General features: G+C 71.0%; 16 protein-coding genes. 11 read left to right on the forward strand and 5 right to left on the reverse strand.

Annotated elements, in window-relative coordinates; translation table 11 throughout:
- Positions 1-7: 7 nt before the first annotated feature.
- Positions 8-1,084 carry a FecCD family ABC transporter permease gene (locus tag ACWD5F_RS04305; protein WP_451250878.1) on the forward strand — a complete coding sequence of 359 codons (1,077 nt, stop codon included), beginning with the start codon at positions 8-10 and terminating at the stop codon, positions 1,082-1,084.
- Between the two features lie 118 nt (positions 1,085-1,202).
- Positions 1,203-1,982, forward strand: a complete 780-nt coding sequence (locus ACWD5F_RS04310; RefSeq protein ID WP_451250880.1) for an SDR family NAD(P)-dependent oxidoreductase — start codon at positions 1,203-1,205, stop codon at positions 1,980-1,982.
- 27 nt (positions 1,983-2,009) lie between these two features.
- Here ACWD5F_RS04310 and ACWD5F_RS04315 read toward each other — a convergent pair whose 3' ends face one another.
- Together ACWD5F_RS04315 and ACWD5F_RS04320 are read right to left on the reverse strand one after the other, a co-directional pair.
- The gene (locus ACWD5F_RS04315) at positions 2,010-2,993 is read right to left on the reverse strand and encodes an alpha/beta fold hydrolase (RefSeq protein ID WP_451250882.1); all 984 of its coding nucleotides are present in this window, start codon (positions 2,991-2,993) and stop codon (positions 2,010-2,012) included.
- 265 nt (positions 2,994-3,258) lie between these two features.
- Positions 3,259-4,374: a GNAT family N-acetyltransferase gene (locus ACWD5F_RS04320; RefSeq protein WP_451250884.1), complete on the reverse strand. Its 1,116-nt coding sequence runs from the start codon at positions 4,372-4,374 to the stop codon at positions 3,259-3,261.
- Positions 4,375-4,744: 370 nt separating this feature from the next.
- Between ACWD5F_RS04320 and ACWD5F_RS04325 the strand changes: the two genes are divergently transcribed.
- The 7 genes from ACWD5F_RS04325 (at position 4,745) to ACWD5F_RS04355 (ending at position 12,135) form a co-directional block, all read left to right on the forward strand.
- Positions 4,745-5,707 carry a cytochrome c oxidase assembly protein gene (locus ACWD5F_RS04325; protein WP_451250886.1) on the forward strand — a complete coding sequence of 321 codons (963 nt, stop codon included), beginning with the start codon at positions 4,745-4,747 and terminating at the stop codon, positions 5,705-5,707.
- Positions 5,708-5,965: 258 nt separating this feature from the next.
- Positions 5,966-7,021, forward strand: coding sequence for a FecCD family ABC transporter permease (locus ACWD5F_RS04330; RefSeq protein WP_451250888.1), 1,056 nt, complete (start codon positions 5,966-5,968; stop codon positions 7,019-7,021).
- Between the two features lie 85 nt (positions 7,022-7,106).
- The gene (locus ACWD5F_RS04335) at positions 7,107-7,874 is read left to right on the forward strand and encodes an ABC transporter ATP-binding protein (protein ID WP_451250890.1); all 768 of its coding nucleotides are present in this window, start codon (positions 7,107-7,109) and stop codon (positions 7,872-7,874) included.
- Positions 7,875-7,924: 50 nt separating this feature from the next.
- A complete protein-coding gene (locus ACWD5F_RS04340) occupies positions 7,925-8,911 on the forward strand; it encodes an ABC transporter substrate-binding protein (RefSeq protein WP_451250892.1) in 987 nt (328 codons plus the stop codon).
- Positions 8,912-9,067: 156 nt separating this feature from the next.
- Positions 9,068-10,147 carry a glycerophosphodiester phosphodiesterase family protein gene (locus ACWD5F_RS04345; RefSeq protein ID WP_451250894.1) on the forward strand — a complete coding sequence of 360 codons (1,080 nt, stop codon included), beginning with the start codon at positions 9,068-9,070 and terminating at the stop codon, positions 10,145-10,147.
- Positions 10,148-10,232: 85 nt separating this feature from the next.
- A complete protein-coding gene (locus tag ACWD5F_RS04350) occupies positions 10,233-11,216 on the forward strand; it encodes a TIGR01777 family oxidoreductase (protein WP_451250896.1) in 984 nt (327 codons plus the stop codon).
- A 25-nt stretch (positions 11,217-11,241) separates the two neighbouring features.
- Entirely contained in the window at positions 11,242-12,135 is an 894-nt protein-coding gene (locus tag ACWD5F_RS04355; protein ID WP_451250898.1) for a hypothetical protein, read from the forward strand.
- A 17-nt stretch (positions 12,136-12,152) separates the two neighbouring features.
- Here ACWD5F_RS04355 and ACWD5F_RS04360 read toward each other — a convergent pair whose 3' ends face one another.
- A complete protein-coding gene (locus ACWD5F_RS04360; RefSeq protein WP_451250900.1) occupies positions 12,153-12,653 on the reverse strand; it encodes a hypothetical protein in 501 nt (166 codons plus the stop codon).
- 175 nt (positions 12,654-12,828) lie between these two features.
- On the opposite strand from ACWD5F_RS04360, the gene ACWD5F_RS04365 reads away from it, so the two are divergent.
- Positions 12,829-13,500: a LuxR C-terminal-related transcriptional regulator gene (locus ACWD5F_RS04365; protein ID WP_401728482.1), complete on the forward strand. Its 672-nt coding sequence runs from the start codon at positions 12,829-12,831 to the stop codon at positions 13,498-13,500.
- A 61-nt stretch (positions 13,501-13,561) separates the two neighbouring features.
- Here ACWD5F_RS04365 and ACWD5F_RS04370 read toward each other — a convergent pair whose 3' ends face one another.
- Positions 13,562-14,620 carry a glycoside hydrolase family 5 protein gene (locus tag ACWD5F_RS04370; RefSeq protein ID WP_451250902.1) on the reverse strand — a complete coding sequence of 353 codons (1,059 nt, stop codon included), beginning with the start codon at positions 14,618-14,620 and terminating at the stop codon, positions 13,562-13,564.
- 223 nt (positions 14,621-14,843) lie between these two features.
- On the opposite strand from ACWD5F_RS04370, the gene ACWD5F_RS04375 reads away from it, so the two are divergent.
- Positions 14,844-15,896, forward strand: a complete 1,053-nt coding sequence (locus ACWD5F_RS04375) for a LacI family DNA-binding transcriptional regulator (RefSeq protein ID WP_451250904.1) — start codon at positions 14,844-14,846, stop codon at positions 15,894-15,896.
- 21 nt (positions 15,897-15,917) lie between these two features.
- Here the strand turns inward: ACWD5F_RS04375 and ACWD5F_RS04380 are convergent, their stop codons facing one another.
- Positions 15,918-16,781 (reverse strand): LLM class flavin-dependent oxidoreductase, encoded by an 864-nt coding sequence (locus ACWD5F_RS04380; RefSeq protein WP_451250906.1) that lies wholly within the window; start codon positions 16,779-16,781, stop codon positions 15,918-15,920.
- Between the last annotated feature and the right edge of the window lie 68 nt (positions 16,782-16,849).

Below are 16,849 nucleotides of genomic sequence, written 5' to 3' on the forward strand. Positions count from 1 at the left end.
TGTCGTCGTGACGACAGCTCCGCCCGGCACGACCAAGACCCTCCCCCGCCGTACACACGTCGTCCGCAGCCGCTCACGCGGGCTGTCGTTGCGCGTGGACGTCCGTACGGTCACGGTCTGCGCACTGGTGCTGGTCGCCACCTTCGCGGTGGGTGTACTCGCCCTGGGGACAGGTGAGTTCGCCATCTCCCCGGCCGACGTGATCCGCACCCTGCTCGGCAACGGCAGCCGGCAGACGAACTTCGTCGTCAACGAACTCCGCCTGCCCCGCCTGGTGACCGGTGTCCTGGTCGGCGCGGCGCTCGGGCTGAGCGGGGCGCTGTTCCAGAGCCTGACCCGCAATCCGCTGGGCAGCCCCGACATCGTCGGCTTCACCTACGGCTCCGCCACCGGCGGCCTGTTGGTCGTGCTGGTCATCGGCGGCACCGGCGGGCAGGTCGCGTTGGGCGCGGTGGGCGGTGGTCTCGCGACCGCGCTGCTGGTGTATCTGCTCGCCTGGCGGCACGGCATCCACGGCTACCGGCTGGTCCTGGTCGGCATCGGGATCAGTGCGCTGCTCCAGGGCGTGAATGCCTATCTGCTCGCCAAGGCCCGTTTCACGCAGGCCGCGCAGGCGATGGTGTGGCTCAACGGCAGTCTGAACGGCCGGGGTTGGCAGGACGCCCGCCCGGCCGCCTTCGGGCTGCTCGTGCTGCTGCCACTGGTCGCCCTCACCGCGAGCCGGCTGCGGATCCTGGAGATGGGCGACGACGTCGCGGGTGGTCTCGGCGTGCCCGTCCAGCGCACCCGCCTGGTGGTGCTGGTGCTGGCCACAGCCGCCTGCGCGGTGGCGACGGCCGCCGCGGGACCGGTTCCCTTCGTCGCCCTCATCGCACCCCAACTGGCCCGCCGCCTCACCCACGCCCCCGGCCCCAACCTCGTGGGCGCCACCTGCACCGGTGCCTTCCTCGTGGTCACCGCCGACTTCGCCTCCCAACGCATTCACGAGACGGCCCAGTTGCCGGTCGGCGTGGTCACGGCGGTGGTCGGCGGGCTGTACCTGGGGCTGCTGCTGCGCCGACAGCGGCGGGCAGGGCATATCTAGAGTCGGCCCTCGGGTCCGTCGTTCTTCCCCCGCACATGGCGTTCGCCCTGCGCCGACGTGGTTCCTGAGTCACGCTGGCCCTTGGGAACAGTTCACCCCTGACACCTGGGAGCACCTCATGGTCCACGAACTGGACGGTCGCACCGCGGTCGTCACCGGAGCCAGCCGGGGCATCGGCCTCGCCGTCGTCCGGGCACTGGCCGCCGAGGGCGCGCGGGTGATCGCGGGTGCCCGGCACACCTCCGACGAGCTGGCGGAACTGGCCAAGTCCGGCACGGTCGAGGTGGTCGAGGTCGACCTCGCCACGCAGGACGGTCCCGCCCTGCTGGTGGAGCGGGCGGGCGACCGCGTCGACATCCTGGTCAACAACGTCGGCGCCGCCCCGGTCCGCCCCGACGGGTTCCTGTCCATCACCGACGAGGACTGGCTGTCCACCTTCACCTTGAACCTGCTGACGACGGTACGGACGACCCGTGCCGTGCTTCCGGCGATGCTGGCGCGGGGCGAGGGCAGCATCGTGACCATCGCCTCGGTGAATTCCTCCCTGCCCGATCCCCTGGTCCTCGACTACAGCGTCTCGAAGGCAGCCGTCGCCGCCTTCTCCAAGGGCCTGTCGAAGGAGGTGGGCGGGCAGGGCATCCGGGTCAACACGGTGAGTCCCGGACCGGTCGCCACCGATCTGTGGCTGTCGGACAGCGGGGTGGCGGCCACGGTCGGCCGGGCGACCGGCGCCGACCGGGCCGCGGTCGCGGAGGGTGCCGCGCGGTCGATGGTGAGCGGCCGGTTCACCCAGCCCGCCGAGGTCGCGGAAGCGGTGCTGTACCTGGCGGGTCCCCGGTCCGGGAACGTCCTCGGCGCCGACATCAGGATCGACGGCGGCCTCATCCCGACCTGGTGACTCGGCACTTCCGCCCGCCCGTTCACGTCAGGCGTCGAGCCCGGCCAGCCACTCCACCAGGATCCGGTTGACCTCTTCGGGCCGCTCCTGCTGGATCCAGTGGCCGCAGCCGTCCAGGAGGTGGGAGGCGGTCAGGCCGGGGAGCGTGGTGGGGTACGCCTCGATCGCGTCCGCCAGCCAGGTGGTGGACGCGTCGAGGGAACCGCCCAGGAACAGGGAGGGTTGAAGGATCGGGGCGCCCTGGTGACCGGCCAGGTCCGCCCAGTCGCGGTCCATGTTGCGGTAGCGGTTCAGCGCGCCGGTGAGCCCGCTGCGCTCGAACTCCCCCGCGTAGACGTCGAGTTCGTCCTCACCGAGCCAGGCCGGCCGACGCCCCTGCGGGAAGCGGTCGCGGAGCGTGCCGCCGCGGGTGACGAAGTGCGGGTCGGGGGCGCCGGGTTCGGCCATGGTGTCGGCCGACAGCGCGGCGTAAAAGCCGGCGAGCCAGCCGCGTACGTCGGGCTCGATCTCCGCCTCGGCGCGGCCGGGCTCCTGGAAGTAGGAGACGTAGAACTCCTCTTCGCCGCCCATCCCCGCGAAGACCTCGCTGGGCTTGGGGCCGCCGGGCGGGGTGTAAGGGACGCTCAGCAGACCGACCGCGCGGAAGACGTCGGGGCGTACGAGTGCGGAAGTGGCTGCGATGTTCGCGCCCCAGTCGTGCCCGACGATCACGGCGGAGCTCTCCCCGAGGGCGTCCACGACGGCGACGTTGTCCTCGACGAGGTCGAGCATCCGGTACGCGGACTCGGCGGCGGGCTTGGAGGAGCGGCCGTAGCCACGGACGTCGACGGCCACGGCACGGTAGCCGGCCGCGGCCAGAGCGGGCAGCTGGCGGCGCCAGGAGTACCAGGACTCCGGGAACCCGTGGACGAGCAGCACCAGCGGGCCCTCGCCCTGCTCCACGAGGTGAGTACGGCCGGCGGGCGAGGTCACGAGGCCGTGCGTGCGGTCGGCTGGGGTCGGCTGCGGCATGGGGTCCTCCCGGGTGACGCGAGGGCCGTCGGGTCCACCGGACCAGGCAGCCCTCGCGATCGACGGCTTCGACACCGATCATCCGACGGACGACACGGCGTGCACGAAGCCTGTTGCCGATTCGGCAAACTCGGGACCGCCCCAGAGACACGTCGGGACCGGCCCCGGAGACACGTCGGGACCGGCCTGGGAGACACGCGTCAAGCCGCGCAGATCCAACCGCCGGGCGGGCCCGCGCATGCCGGCCCGCCCGTGGCAACCGGCCTCAGGGAGCGCTGCCCGCTCCCCCGCCGGACGGCGACCGGCGTGACGTACGCAGGCCGCCGACCGTCTTGAGGAGGCGGTCGGCGGGTTCGCGGAGGCGGGGGTGGGCGTTGACCGTGTTGCGCAGACCGCGCACAGGTCTGCGCCAGACGCGGTACGCCGCCGCCACCGGGTGCGGGCGGCTGGCGAAGCCCTCGCCGACGCGGAGCTCGCGGGTCTTGAGCCAGTCCTTGTACTCCTTGTCGCCGCGCCCCAGGTCCATCATCGTCACCCCGGCCCGGGCCGCCGCCTCGGCCGTGCGCAGGTGCATCATCAGTCCCGGCGAGTAGTAGTGCAGGTCGGGGTCGTAGGCGGTGAACCAGGCCGCGAGCACCGTGCGCGATCTCGGTCCGAAGTGCGCGGCCACCGGCCGGTCGCCCGCGTACAGCACGGACAGCACACCGGTGAAGTGGTCCTCGCGGACCTGGAAGAGGTCGTCCACCAGGTCGACGATCCACTGCCGGGCGAAACGATCCATCCGCCCGGTCCTGCGGTACTGGGCGGATTTCCAGCGCATGAGCGTGCGCAGCATCGCCGGGTCGCGCTCGTCGAAGACGAACCGCACTTCGCCCACGTCACGCCCGAGGCGACGTTCCTTCTTCAGCGTCGTCTTGGCGAGGCCCGGGTACGCGCCGCGCAGCCACTGCGGGTAGCCGCTCTCGTCGGGCTTCAGATCCACCACCGGCGACGCGAACCGGCCGGTGACATAGCCGGCGAAAGGCGTCTGCTCCTCGACCAGGTGATCGAACTCGAAGATGGACAGTCCGCTGGCCCGCAGCAACTCCTGTGCGTCCCAGGTGACCCCGGGCCGGTGCACCAGGGCCTGACAGTCCGAAAGGCCGAGACCAATGGCCCGGCCGATGCCCAGAGCATCTCGTTCGTACGGGAAGAAGCCGACCGGCTTCCCCTCCTGCCGCAGGACGGCCAACCGCACCGCGTCCCGCTGTCTGGCCACCCCGAGCGCGAACTCCGGTGCGAGAAAGGGATTCGAGTACTCGGGCGACTCGTCCATCGCCCCGTGCCAAGCCGCTCGGAGCGAGGCGGTCAAGTCTTCAAGTCTGTGGATCGTCACTTCCACGTCTGATCTGCTCCCCCCGTGACGCGCTGTGCGCGACGCGCCACTGTTTGATTACCCGCCGATCCACGACGCGTACCCGCCTCCGCCCCCGATCCACCCCGGGACACGGATTCCCGCAGTTCTCAAACGTCGCGAAACAGTACGCACGTCGTCAAGAGTGCCTCTCGCGGCGGACGACTGCGAGTGGGTCGACACGATCAATTCCACGGGCCGACGATTTTCACAGGAAGTCGACGCCGTTCGTAGGAAGTTGGTATGAGACTGGTACGAAGTCGCCTGTTTCGCCCCATGTATGGCCGGTGTCGGTATTCCACGCGGCGTAACGTCCCTCGCGCATCGGACGCGACACGGAGCGAGGAGAGACCTGGTGATGGGGAGTCTGCCGGAGCTCACCGCGGGACGGCTGCTCTCCTCCTGGCGACCGGACGTGCCCGCGCTGCTCCTCGTCGTCCTGCTGGGCGGCCTGTACGCGGCGGGCGTGCTGCGGCTCGCGCGCCGGGGCGAGCACTGGCCCCTCGCCCGCACCGCGGCCTTCGCCCTGCTGGGCCTCGGCACGCTCACCGCGGCCACCATGTCCGGCCTCGCCGTCTACGACCGGGTGCTGTTCTGGCCGGCCGCCGTCCAGAACGTCCTCCTCGATCTGGTCGCGCCCATCGGGCTGGCCCTGGGCGACCCGCTGGGCCTCGCGCTGCGGGCACTGCCGGCGGGCCCGGCCGGCCGGCTGCGGCGGACGATGACCGGACGGGTCGTACGACTGCTCACCTTCCCGCTGGTCAGCACGGCGCTGGTGCTGGCGACCGAGCTGACGGTGTACTTCACGCCGTACTTCGCGACCGCGCTGCGGTACGGGCCGCTGCACGACCTCATGTATCTGCATCTCCTGCTCGCCGGCTGTCTGTTCGTGGTGCCGGTGCTGACCGGCGAGGAGACGCTGCCCGGCTGGTGCACGCATCCGGTGCGGGCCGCGCTCGTCTTCCTCGACGGGATCGTGGACGCCGTGCCCGGTGTCGTCGTCATGACGCACGGCACGCTGATCGCCGGCGCCTGGTATCTGCACCACGCCCCGCCCTGGGCGCCGGACGTCCACCACGACCAGCAGGTCGGCGGCGGCGCCATGATCAGCATCGCGGAACTGGTGGCGCTCCCCTTCCTGCTGGCGATCCTCGTGCAGTGGGCGCGGACGGAGCGGGCCCGCAACGTCGTACTGGACCGACGCCTGGACACCGATCTCGTGCCGGTCGCGCGGACGGCGGGGCCGGACCTGGTCCGTCCGTGGTGGGAGACCGAGGACAGCAAGGTCGCCCGGCGCGTGCGGCAGCAAGGACCTGGGTGACAGACCCCTTTGGGGCGTTTGCTACGCTCCCGGAGCCTCCCGCGGGGGAAGTCCGGTGAGAGTCCGGCGCTGACCCGCAACGGTGTGCGCGGCATCTTGAGAGAGACGTGCCGTGTGAGCCCGATCGCCTGTGGGTGGCGCGACCCGTCGACTGCTCGCCGTGGACTGCGAGAGGGGACCGCGCGGCCGGCACGGTCGTACGGGCTGTCTCCTGCTTGAGGTCCCACAGGTGGCCCCAGGTGAAGGACCACCCCCGCCGTGCGCCGAAGTGCCACCCCCACCCGCATACCCGTGCCGCCGCTGCTCCTCGGCCTGGCGCTGCTGCTCCTGGTCTCGCTCGTGTGCGGGGTCGGACTCGGGGCGGCCGGGATCGGCTGGGCAGCCGTGTTCCGGTTCCTGTGGGCCGGGCTCACCGGTGGGACCGTGCATGCCGACGATGTCGCCGCGTACACCATCGTCTGGGAGATCCGGCTGCCGCGGGTCGTACTCGGCGCCGTCGTGGGGGCGGGGCTCGCGGCCGTCGGCGTGGCCGTGCAGGCCATGGTCCGCAACGCGCTCGCCGATCCCTTCGTGCTCGGCATCTCCTCGGGCGCGGCCGTCGGCGCCAACGCGGTCATCCTGCTCGGGGCGTTCGCGGGGCTCGGGGTGTGGGCGCTGTCGGCTTCGGCGTTCGCCTCGGCGCTCGCGGCGATGGTCCTGGTCTACGCCGTGGCCCGCTCCCCGCACGGCCTCACCCCGCTGCGCCTGGTCCTGACCGGGACGGCGCTGGCGTACGGCTTCGAGGCCGTGACCACGGTGATGGTGTTCGGCGCGGCCCGGGGCGAGGCGGCCCGGTCGGCGATGATGTGGCTGCTGGGGAGTCTGGGCGGCGCGACCTGGGTTCAAGTGCCGCTCGCCGCGGTGACGGTGGCGGCCGGATGGGCGTGGTTGCGGTGGCGTGCCGAGGCGCTCAACGCGCTCGCCATGGGTGACGAGACCTCCGCCGCGCTCGGGGTCCGGCCGGGCCGGCTGCGCCGGGAGCTGTTCCTCGTCACCGCGGCCGTGACCGGGACGGTGGTCGCGGTCAGCGGAGCGATCGGGTTCGTCGGGCTGATGGTCCCGCACGTCGTACGGATGCTCGTCGGCGCCGACCACCGCCGGGTACTGGCGGTGGCGCCCCTGGTCGGGGCCGTCCTGCTGGTGTGGGCGGACGTGCTGTCCCGACTCCTGCTGGCACCCGCCGAGTTGCCCGTCGGAGTGATCACGGCCGTGGTCGGGGTGCCCGCCTTCCTGCTGCTGATGCGGCGGGGCGGCTATGCGTTCGGAGGGCGGTGAGCGTGCGGATCGACATGGACGACGTGCCGGGCGGTCCTCAACTGCGCGTGCGGCGCGGCCACTACGCGTTCGGAGGTAGGTGACCATGCGGCTCGACATCACCGGTGTGACGGTCGAAGTGGCCGGCGCCCGGCTGGTCGACGACATCGAACTCGCCGTGGACAGCGGGGCGTTCGTCGGGCTGGTCGGACCCAACGGCAGCGGCAAGTCGACGCTGCTGCGGTGCGTGTACCGGGCGCTGCGGCCGAACCGGGGCGCGATACGGCTCGACGGGGAGGACGTGCACGGCATGCGGTCCCGGGCCGCCGCACGGGTGTTGGCGGCGCTGCCCCAGGAGTCGGCGGCGGAGTTCGACTTCACGGTCGCCGAGGTGGTCGCCATGGGTCGGCTGCCGCACCGGGACCGGACGGCCGCGCGGGACCGTGCCGTGTGTGCCGAGGCCATGGAGCGCACGGGCGTCGGCCATCTCGCCGAGCGCGGCTTCCTCGCCCTGTCCGGCGGTGAGCGGCAGCGCGTCCTCATCGCCCGCGCGCTGGCGCAGCAACCCCGGGTACTGGTCCTCGACGAACCCACCAACCACCTCGACATCGCACACCAGTTGGACGTACTCGCGCTGGTCCGTCGCAGCGGCCTGACCGCGCTCGCCGCCCTGCACGACCTCAACCTGGCCGCCGCGCACTGCGATCGGCTGTACGTCGTCGCCGGCGGCCGGATCGTCGCGTCGGGGCCGCCGTACGAAGTCCTTCAACCCGCCCTGCTCGCCGAGGTGTTCGGGGTGCGCGCGCATCCCGTACGACACCCGGAGACGGGCGCGGTCCAGCTGCTGTTCGACCTGCTCCCCGCCACTTCGTAAGAACCCTGCTCCCACTCGAGAACCCTGCCCCCACCCGCGTAAGGATCCCTGTGCGCAAGTTGCTCATCGCCGCCCTCTGCCTCGCCGCGACCGCCACCGGCTGCGGTGCCACCGTCGAAAAGCCGCAGGCCGACGCGAAGGCTAAGTCCACCGCCGTCACGCTCACCAACTGCGGCCGCAAGGTGACCTACGACAAGGTCCCCGACCGCGTGGTCACCAACGACGTCGGCATCACCGAGCTGATGTTCGCGCTCGGGCTGGAGGACCGCATGGCCGGGTTCGCCATGCCCGACGACAAGGGCGACCTCACCGACGTCCCCTGGAAGGACGGCTACCAGAAGGTCAAGTGGCTCTCCAAGGACCAGCTCACCAAGGAGAACGTCCTCGACGCCCGCGCCGACCTCGTCTTCGCGGGCTGGAACTACGGCTTCCGCGAGGACAGTGGCTTCACCCCGGACGCCCTCAAGAAGCTCGGCATCCCCACGTACACCCTCACCGAGTCGTGCCACAACGGCCGTACGGAGAGCTCGCGCGGCATCATGCCGCCGCTGGACGCGCTGTACGAGGACCTCACCAACCTGGGCAAGCTGTTCGGGGTGCGGCAGCGGGCCGCCACCCTCATCGCGGGGTTCAAGAAGCAGATCGCCGACGTCGAGGCGAAGGCACCGGCCGAGCGTCCCAAGGTCTTCCTCTACGACAGCGGCCAGGACCAGCCCTTCACGTCCGGCCGTCACGCCGCCCCGGACCAGATCATCAGCGCGGCCGGCGGCGAGAACGTCATGCACGACCTGGCCGACTCCTGGACCACCGTCGGCTGGGAGAGTGTCGTCGAGCGTGACCCCGACGTCATCGTGATCTGCGACTACGGGGACGTGAGCGCCGAGCAGAAGCGGAAGTTCCTGCTGTCGTACGCCCCGCTGCGCAACGTCTCCGCCGTCAAGCACCGCCGGATCTTCGTCCTCGACTACGTCGACCTGGTGGAGAGCCCCCGCAACCCGTCGGCGATCGCTCGGCTCGGGGCGTATCTGCGCGGCTGACGGGCGCAGGCGTACGGCTGCTCAGTGGGTCCGCGTGGCTGAGTCCGGGCGGCCGTTCGGTGAGGGTTCATGGCGGGAACATGTCCACGCTGTTGCGTACGCCCATGGCTCAACTAGCGTCTCCTGCTCGCCCGAACCGACACGAGTGAGGTTTCGATGTCCGCACGACATGCCCTCGCCGGCCTGGCCCTGGCGCCGGTGCTCGCCCTCCCGACGGCCGCCCACGCGACAACGACAACGCATACGCCCACGCCCCAACCGCCCGCGCACAGAGCCCTGTTCGATCTGCAGGCCCATCGCGGTGGCCTGGGGCTGACGACCGAGGAGTCGTTGCAGGGGTTCGGCAAGGCCCTGCGGCTCGGGGTGTCCACCCTGGAGCTGGACACGCACATCACCAAGGACCGCAAGGTCGTCGTCAACCACGACCGGCAGATCAGCGGGGTGAAGTGCAGGGACACGGCACCGGTCACGCCCGGCGACCCCCTGTACCCGTATGTCGGCAAGTACATCAAGGATCTGACGCTGGCTCAGATCAAGACCCTGGACTGCGGTTACCAGCAACTGCCCGGATTCCCGCAGCAGGAGGTGGTCAAGGGCTTCCGGATGGTCGAGCTCAAGGACGTCCTGAACCTGGTCAAGAGCTACCGCGCCAAACAGGTCAAGCTGAACATCGAGACGAAGGTCGAGGCGGGCGCACCCGAACAGACCGCCCCGCGCGAGCTGTTCGTGCGCCGCGTCTACGAGGAGATCCACCGCTCCGGCATCGAGGACCAGGTCACCATCCAGTCCTTCGACTGGGGCGCGCTGAAGGCGATGCACAAGCTGGCACCGAGATGGCCGCTGGTCGCGCTCACGAACTACGACTTCCTTCAGGTCGGCAAGCCCGGCGCCTCCCCCTGGCTGGGCGGGATCGACGCCGACGACTACGACGGCGACTTCGTCAAGGCGGCGGCCACCGTCCCGGGCCTCAAGGCGCTCTCCCCGAACTACGGCTTCCCGCAGAGCGGCAAGATCGGCGACCCTGACTTCCGCTTCTACCCCGACCCCACGATGATCTCCGAGGCCCATGCCCGGGGCCTGAAGGTCATCCCGTGGACCTGTGACGATCCGGCCACCATCGAGGCGCTCATGGACATGGGCATCGACGGCATCATCACCGACTACCCCGACCGCGTCCGCCAGATCATGGCCGACCGCGGCCTGCGTCTGCCCAAGGCCTACCGGCCCCGGCACTGACCACCCTCAGGAGGTCCCACCGCACTGTTTTGAACACGTTCAACATCGGCGTATGCTCGCTCCGAGAACAGAGGGGGCGAGCCGGATGAAGATCGTGATTCCCGGGGGTACCGGGCAGGTGGGGACGCTGCTGCGCCGCGAACTGACCGCGGCCGGTCATGAGGTCGTGGTGCTGAGCCGACGGCCCGGGCGCCCCGGCGACATCCCGTGGGACGGGGTGCGCCAGGGCCCCTGGGCCGAGGTGATCGACGGCAGCGACGTGGTGATCAACCTGGCGGGGCGGAGCGTCAGTTGCCGCTACACGCCCGCCAACATGCGGGCGATGATGGACTCGCGGGTGGACTCCGCCCGGGCCGTCGGCGAGGCGATCACGGCCGCCGCCCGGCCGCCCCGCGTCTGGCTCCAGATGAGCACCGCGACCATCTACTCCCACCGTTTCGACGCGCCGAACGACGAGGCGACCGGCGTCATCGGCGGCACCGAGCCGGACGTCCCCGACTACTGGGCGTACAGCATCGAGATCGCCCGGGCCTGGGAGCGGGAGCTGGAGGCGGCCGACACCCCGCGCACCCGCAAGGTGGCCCTGCGCTCCGCCATGGTGATGAGCCCCGGCCGGGGCGGTGTCCTCGACATGCTGCTGCGGCTGGTGCGGCTCGGGCTCGGCGGCCCGGTCGCGGGCGGCGCGCAGTACGTCTCGTGGATCCACGGCCACGACTTCGTCCGCGCGGTCGAATTCCTCGTCGAGCGGGACGACTTGAGCGGACCGGTGAACCTCGCCGCCCCGAACCCGCTGCCGCAACGGGACTTCATGCGTGACCTCCGCGCCGCCTGGGGCACCCCGGTGGGCCTGCCCGCGACGAAGGCGATGGCCGAACTCGGCGCCTTCGCGCTCCGCTCGGACACCGAACTCCTCCTCAAGAGCCGCCGCGTCGTCCCCGGCCGCCTGCTCGCGGCCGGCTTCGACTTCGGCCGGCCGGACTGGCCGACGGCCGCCGAGGATCTCGTACGGCGGGTACGGGGGTACCGGGGAGCACATCACGTGCGCTCGACAGCGCGGTTCCTAAACTGAGTCCACGGCCGAGGACAGGAGGACGATGGAACCTGAGGACCAGCCGGTGCCGGTGTCCGGTGCCGCGCCGCTCAGCTCGTATGTGGAGTCGTGGACCCCGGGTCCGGTCACGGACGAGGATCCGCTGCCGGTCGGTCCGGTGGCCGCCCTGTCGGCGGTCCTGGATCTGCCCGACGCCGTGGCGAAGGCCGGCGATCCGCTGCCTCCGCTGTGGCACTGGCTGTACTTCCTGAGCTGGCCCGCGCAGGGCGGGCTGGGCCCCGACGGCCATCCGCTCGACGGCCACTTCCTGCCGCCGGTCCCGCACCGCCAACGGATGTGGGCCGGGGGCCGCTGCGAGATCCGTGAACCGCTGCGCCTGGGCGAACCGGCCGAGCGCGTGCGCAGCCTGGGCGCGCTCACCGCCAAGCAGGGCCGCACCGGGGAGCTGCTGTTCGTCACCGAGCGCCGTGAGTTCCGGCAGCGCGGGCGCCTCTGTGTGGTCGAGGAGCAGGACAGCGTGTACCGGTCGGGACGCAGTGCGGGCCAACACCCAGGTGTCCTCGATCAGTTGACGCTCCCCGACACCGACTCGCCCTGGCAGCTCCCCGCGCACCCGGATCCCGCGCTGCTGTTCCGGTTCAGCGCCCTCACCGCGAACGCGCACCGCATCCACTACGACGCCCCGTACTGCCGTGACGAGGAGGGCTACCCCGGCCTCGTCGTCCACGGCCCGCTGCTCGCCCTGCTCATGCTCGAACTCCCCCGCCGCCGGGCACCGGACCGCCGGGTGCGCTCACTGTCGTACCGGCTCCACAAGCCGGTGTTCGGAGGCGAGCACCTGGCGGCCTGCGGCACTCCGGCCGGGGAGGGTGCCGAGCTGTGGGCGGCCACCCACCGGGAGGGCCGGCACGCCACGGCCCAGGTGACGTTCGGGTAGATCCTGCGCGGCCACCGTCAGGACGCGCTCGGGGCGGCCGGGCCGATGCCGCGCAACTGCTGGATCTCGCCGCCCAGTTTGGTGCGGAACTCCTTCAGCTTGGCCGGCTTCGCGCTCACCACCCAGCGGGAGCCGACGAGGTGCTGTCCGCCGTAGCCGCTGGCGGCGTCGAGCCAGGCGAGCTTGTACTTCTCCTCGGGGAACGTGGTGATGACCTGGTCGGCCGCCTTGGTGTGGCACACGCCCTGCCGCAGCTCGTCCGCTTCGACCCGGATCTTGGGCTTGCAGCCGATCAGCCCGGCGATCACCTCGACCTTGGCCGGTGCCACGACCCCTGCCTCGGGCGCGGCGGTCACCGCGATCTTGCCGGTCCTCGTCTCCGCGCGGTCGTCCTCGCCGCCACTGCACGCCACGGCCAGGGGCAGCAGGGCCAGGCCGCCGACGAGAGCGACGGCCCGTGGCCGGCGGGCCGGGGACGGGACGCGATCGACGTCGATTCGCGCTCGCTGCTGGAACAAAGGGCCTCCTGCTCAGTGTTGGCTCGACAGGAGGTACGGGTGTGTCCCGGCGGACGTTCAGCCCTGGCGCAGCGTGATCGAAACCACAGAAGAAAAACGCTAGCGTTTCGATAGGTGCGGGGCTACGCTGAAGCCCTAGGGGAACGATACCGTTTCGTTCACGAAGGGCCCCGCCATGACCTCCGTACTCATCGTCAACGCACCCTCACTGCAGCGACTCGGCCTGCGCATGCTGCTGGCCGCCGAGCCCGATCTGACCGTCGTCGGCGAGGCGACCAGCGCGGACGAGGCGATCCGCGAGAGTGCCGCACTCCACCCCGACGTGGTCCTGGTGGACGACCGCTTCTCCCACACGATCGGCGTCGACGCCATCCGCCGTATCACCCGATCCGGCGCGGTCGGCGAGCGCCGGCCGCGCGTGCTGGTCCTGACGCCAGCCGACAGCGAGGCCTATCCCTACGCGGCCCTGCGCGCCGGCGCCGGCGGATTCCTCCAGCCCGACGCCACGGCCGAGGAACTGATCGCGGCCGTCCGGATCGTGGCCGCCGGGGACGCCGTCATCACGCCTGATCTGACCCGCGCCCTCATCGACGCGGTCCGCGAGGGGCAACCCGCCCGCGCCACCCGCGAGGTGGGCCTCGACACGCTCACCGGGCGCGAGCGCGTGATCCTCTCCGGCGTCGCCTCAGGCTGGTCCAACGCCGAGATCGCCGAACGCCTCTCCATCGCTCCGACCACCGTGAAGTCCCACGTCAGCCACATCCTCGCCAAGATCGGCGCCCGGGCCCGCGTGCAGGCGGTGGTCTTCGCCTACGAGTCGGGGCTGGTCCGCCCGGCGGCGGCCTGAGCCGACGCCGAACGGTCGGCCGCGGGCGGGCGCACCGCGGCCGGCCGTGTGAACCGAGGTGTCAGGGCTTGACCGGCTTGCCCCGGCCCCAGGCCCAGGCGAGGCGGTCGGCGCCGGACTGGTTGGTGGTGGCCAGCCAGGGGCGGGCGACCGGTCCGGTGAGGGTCTGGATGGAGTAGGTGTCGTCCGTGCGCAGCCCGGGCCAGTACACCGAACCCATCTTCAGCTCGCGGAAGGTGTCCGTCACGGCCTGGATGAAGTTGACGAAGTTGTCGTCCGGAGTCGCCTTGTTGTAGTCGAGGCCCGTGGTCATCGGCGCTCCGAACTCGTCGGCGACCGTACGCCCCGCACAGTCGCCGATGCGCACCTTGAGGTCGGCCACCCACTCGTCGTAGGTGGCGTAGCTCTTCCAGAAGCCGTAGTGGTGCAGGGACAGGTACGTCCCCTTCAGGCGCGGGTCGGCGCAGACCGAGGTGACGTGGTCGTTGTAGCCGGCGCCGCTGACGAAGACGCGGTTGCGGGGCACCGAGGGGTAGGTGGCCAGCCACTTCGCGGCGATGTCGGCCCACTCGGTGTCGGTGTAGCCGTGCGGCTCGTTCATCGGCTCGAAGTAGACCAACGGGTTGTGCTTGTAGGCCTTGACCACGGTGTTCCACATCGGCCAGTACGTGGCCTCGTCGTCGATGAACCCGTCCTTCTGCGCGCCGGTGCCCTCCCAGTAGGACACGATCACCTTGAAGCCCTGGGCCGAGGCCGCGTCGACGACCGCGCGATACGACTTCCAGTAGGCGCCGTTGACGGTGTACGGGTTGATCGGCAGCCGCACGGTGTTGGCGCCGAGGTTCGCGCGGAAGGCCGCGATGATCCGGCTCGCCTTGGCGTACGTCTTCGCGTAGCCGTCGGTGGTGGAGAGACCGGACAGCTGGAGGAGGTCGTCGGCGAAGTTGTCGCGCGGGTCGGCCCAGTTCACGCCCTTGAACTGGGTCGTGCCGGTGCTCGGCGCGGTGGCGGAGGCGGGGGTGCCCGTGAGGGTCGCCCCGCTGATCGCGGTGATCGCCAGCGCCACGAAGGCGGCGCGCAGCCGGGGGGTGCGGCGGCTCGTGGCAGGGGTCTTGCGCATCGACGTGCCCTTTCAGGAGGACCGGATGTTTACGTAAACATGCTGTGCGGCAAGAGGCGGCGGGAGTGGCTTGGGAGGAGGCGGAGTCCGGATCGCCGCAGCGATGTTTACGTAAACTCGGAGGCGCCGGAATCGTGACATCCGCCCTGGCGACCGTCAAGGTTTCCCACACGTAACATCCGGTGCGCGCAGGGAGTTCGGGCATCGGTCGAAGGAGGCAGCCGTGGTGGAGCGGGGTGGTTCGGGTGTGCCCGGCGGGCGGCGCAAGCAGCGCGTGTCCATGGCCGACGTGGCCCGGCTCGCGGGTGTCTCGTCGCAGACGGTTTCGCGGGTCTCCAACGGCCAGGCCGGGGTGGTCGGTTCGACCCGGGAGCAGGTCCTCGCCGCGATGCGGGAGCTGGGCTACCGGCCCAACAGCGCGGCGCGCGCGCTGCGTTACGGCCAGTTCAACACCATCGGCGTGATCCTGTTCAGCCTCTCCTCCACGGGCAACAGCAGAACCGTCGAGGCGATCGCCACGCACGCGGCGGCCGAGGGGTACGCGATCACGCTGATCCCGATCGACGTCCCGACGCAGGACAACGTCCTGGGGGCCTTCACGCGCATGGGCGAGCTGGCCGTCGACGCCGTGATCGTCATCATGGAGATCCATCTTCTCGACACCGGCACCGGATCCTTCCAACTCCCGCCCGGGGTCCACGTCGTGGTCGTCGACTCGGACGCCGGCGACCGCTACAGCGTGGTCGACACCGACCAGAGCGAGGGCGCCCGTACCGCCGTGCAGCACCTGCTCGACCTGGGCCACCGCACCGTATGGCATCTGACCGGGCCGGAGACGTCCTTCTCCGCGCAGCGCCGGACCGAGGCCTGGCGAGCGGCACTTGAGGAGGCGGGGCGTCCGGTGCCGCCGCCGTTGCACGGTGACTGGTCGGCCGAGTCGGGGTACGCGGCGGGTCTCGCGCTTGCCGAACAGGCCGACTGCACGGCGGTGTTCTCGTCCAACGACCAGATGGCGCTGGGACTGCTGCGCGCCTTCCACGAGCGCGGGCGGTCCGTGCCGGAGGACGTCAGTGTGGTCGGGTTCGACGACATCCCGGACGCCGCGTACTTCGTGCCGCCGCTCACCACCGTCCACCAGGACTTCGCCGAGGTGGGCCGACGGTGTGTGCGCAAGGTGCTCCAGCAGATCCGCACCGGCGGCGAGCCACGCCCCGGCACGGATCTGGTGCCGGCCCGGCTGCTGGTCCGGCGGAGCACGGCGGCTCCGCCGGACTGATCCGAACGGCAGCCCCGAACGTCAGGCGATCGCCTCGGCGAGCAGTTCGATCTGCTCCAGACCCGAACCGGTCGGGACGAAGATGAGCTCGTCGCAGCCGGCCGCCTCGAACGCGGCGACGTACGACTTGACCATCTCGGGGCTCACCGCCGCGCTCCCGGCGACCTGTGCGGCGACGTCACCGAGGAAGCCGTAGTAGTCCAGCAGGTATCCGTCCGCCTGGGCGCGGGCGTTCGGGCCGAGCCCGAAATAGGCCAGGGACAGCTTGCGGGGCTTGCCGGAACGTCCGGCCTCCTGCCAGGCGGTGTCCACACCGACCGCGGCCTGCGCGAACATGTCCGGCGTGCCGCCGCCCATGATCCAGCCGTCGGCCAGCTCGGCCACCCGTCGGAAACTCACGTCGGTAGAGCCGCCGAGGATCAGCTCGGGACCGCCCTTCCGCACGGTCGCCGGTCCGATCCCGCCGGCGAATCCGCGCTCCTCGCCCGCCCAGATGCGCTTCATGTCGTCGATCTGTTCCTCGAAGCGCTTCCCGCGCCCCTTGGTGGACAGCCCGCTCGCGGCGAAGTCGTCGTCGCGCCCGCCGAGCCCCACGCCCAGGACGAAGCGCCCGCCGGAGATGCGTTCGAGTGACGCGGCCTGCTTCGCCAGCAGCGCGGCGTTCTCGTACAGCGGCGCGAGCAGCACGCTGGTCGTCAGCCGGATCCTGCTGGTGACGGCGGCGGCCGCGGTGAGGGCGATCAGCTCCTCGTAGCCCTGGTACACCAGCCGGCCGATGGTGCCGAGCGTGCTGAAGCCCGCCTCCTCCGCCTGCCGTGCCCAGTCGAGCAAATTCTGTGGTTCGGTGCCGGGAACCGTGTTCGGAAGGCCGATCCCGATGTCCATCTGTTCCTCCGGTCATAGGAACTCGTTTCGAGCCCATCATGCGCACAGGTGACGGTCGGGCGACCGGT

The sequence above is a fragment of the Streptomyces sp. NPDC002499 genome (assembly GCF_053595415.1).

What these genes read in the sequence shown, in the direction of transcription:
- ACWD5F_RS04310 (WP_451250880.1), top strand. Translation starts at nt 1,203, where the DNA reads ATGGTCCACGAACTGGACGGTCGCACCGCGGTCGTCACCGGAGCCAGC.
- ACWD5F_RS04315 (WP_451250882.1), bottom strand. Translation starts at nt 2,993, where the DNA reads ATGCCGCAGCCGACCCCAGCCGACCGCACGCACGGCCTCGTGACCTCG.
- ACWD5F_RS04325 (WP_451250886.1), top strand. Translation starts at nt 4,745, where the DNA reads ATGGGGAGTCTGCCGGAGCTCACCGCGGGACGGCTGCTCTCCTCCTGG.
- ACWD5F_RS04335 (WP_451250890.1), top strand. Translation starts at nt 7,107, where the DNA reads ATGCGGCTCGACATCACCGGTGTGACGGTCGAAGTGGCCGGCGCCCGG.
- ACWD5F_RS04345 (WP_451250894.1), top strand. Translation starts at nt 9,068, where the DNA reads ATGTCCGCACGACATGCCCTCGCCGGCCTGGCCCTGGCGCCGGTGCTC.
- ACWD5F_RS04350 (WP_451250896.1), top strand. Translation starts at nt 10,233, where the DNA reads ATGAAGATCGTGATTCCCGGGGGTACCGGGCAGGTGGGGACGCTGCTG.
- ACWD5F_RS04355 (WP_451250898.1), top strand. Translation starts at nt 11,242, where the DNA reads ATGGAACCTGAGGACCAGCCGGTGCCGGTGTCCGGTGCCGCGCCGCTC.
- ACWD5F_RS04365 (WP_401728482.1), top strand. Translation starts at nt 12,829, where the DNA reads ATGACCTCCGTACTCATCGTCAACGCACCCTCACTGCAGCGACTCGGC.
- ACWD5F_RS04370 (WP_451250902.1), bottom strand. Translation starts at nt 14,620, where the DNA reads ATGCGCAAGACCCCTGCCACGAGCCGCCGCACCCCCCGGCTGCGCGCC.
- ACWD5F_RS04380 (WP_451250906.1), bottom strand. Translation starts at nt 16,781, where the DNA reads ATGGACATCGGGATCGGCCTTCCGAACACGGTTCCCGGCACCGAACCA.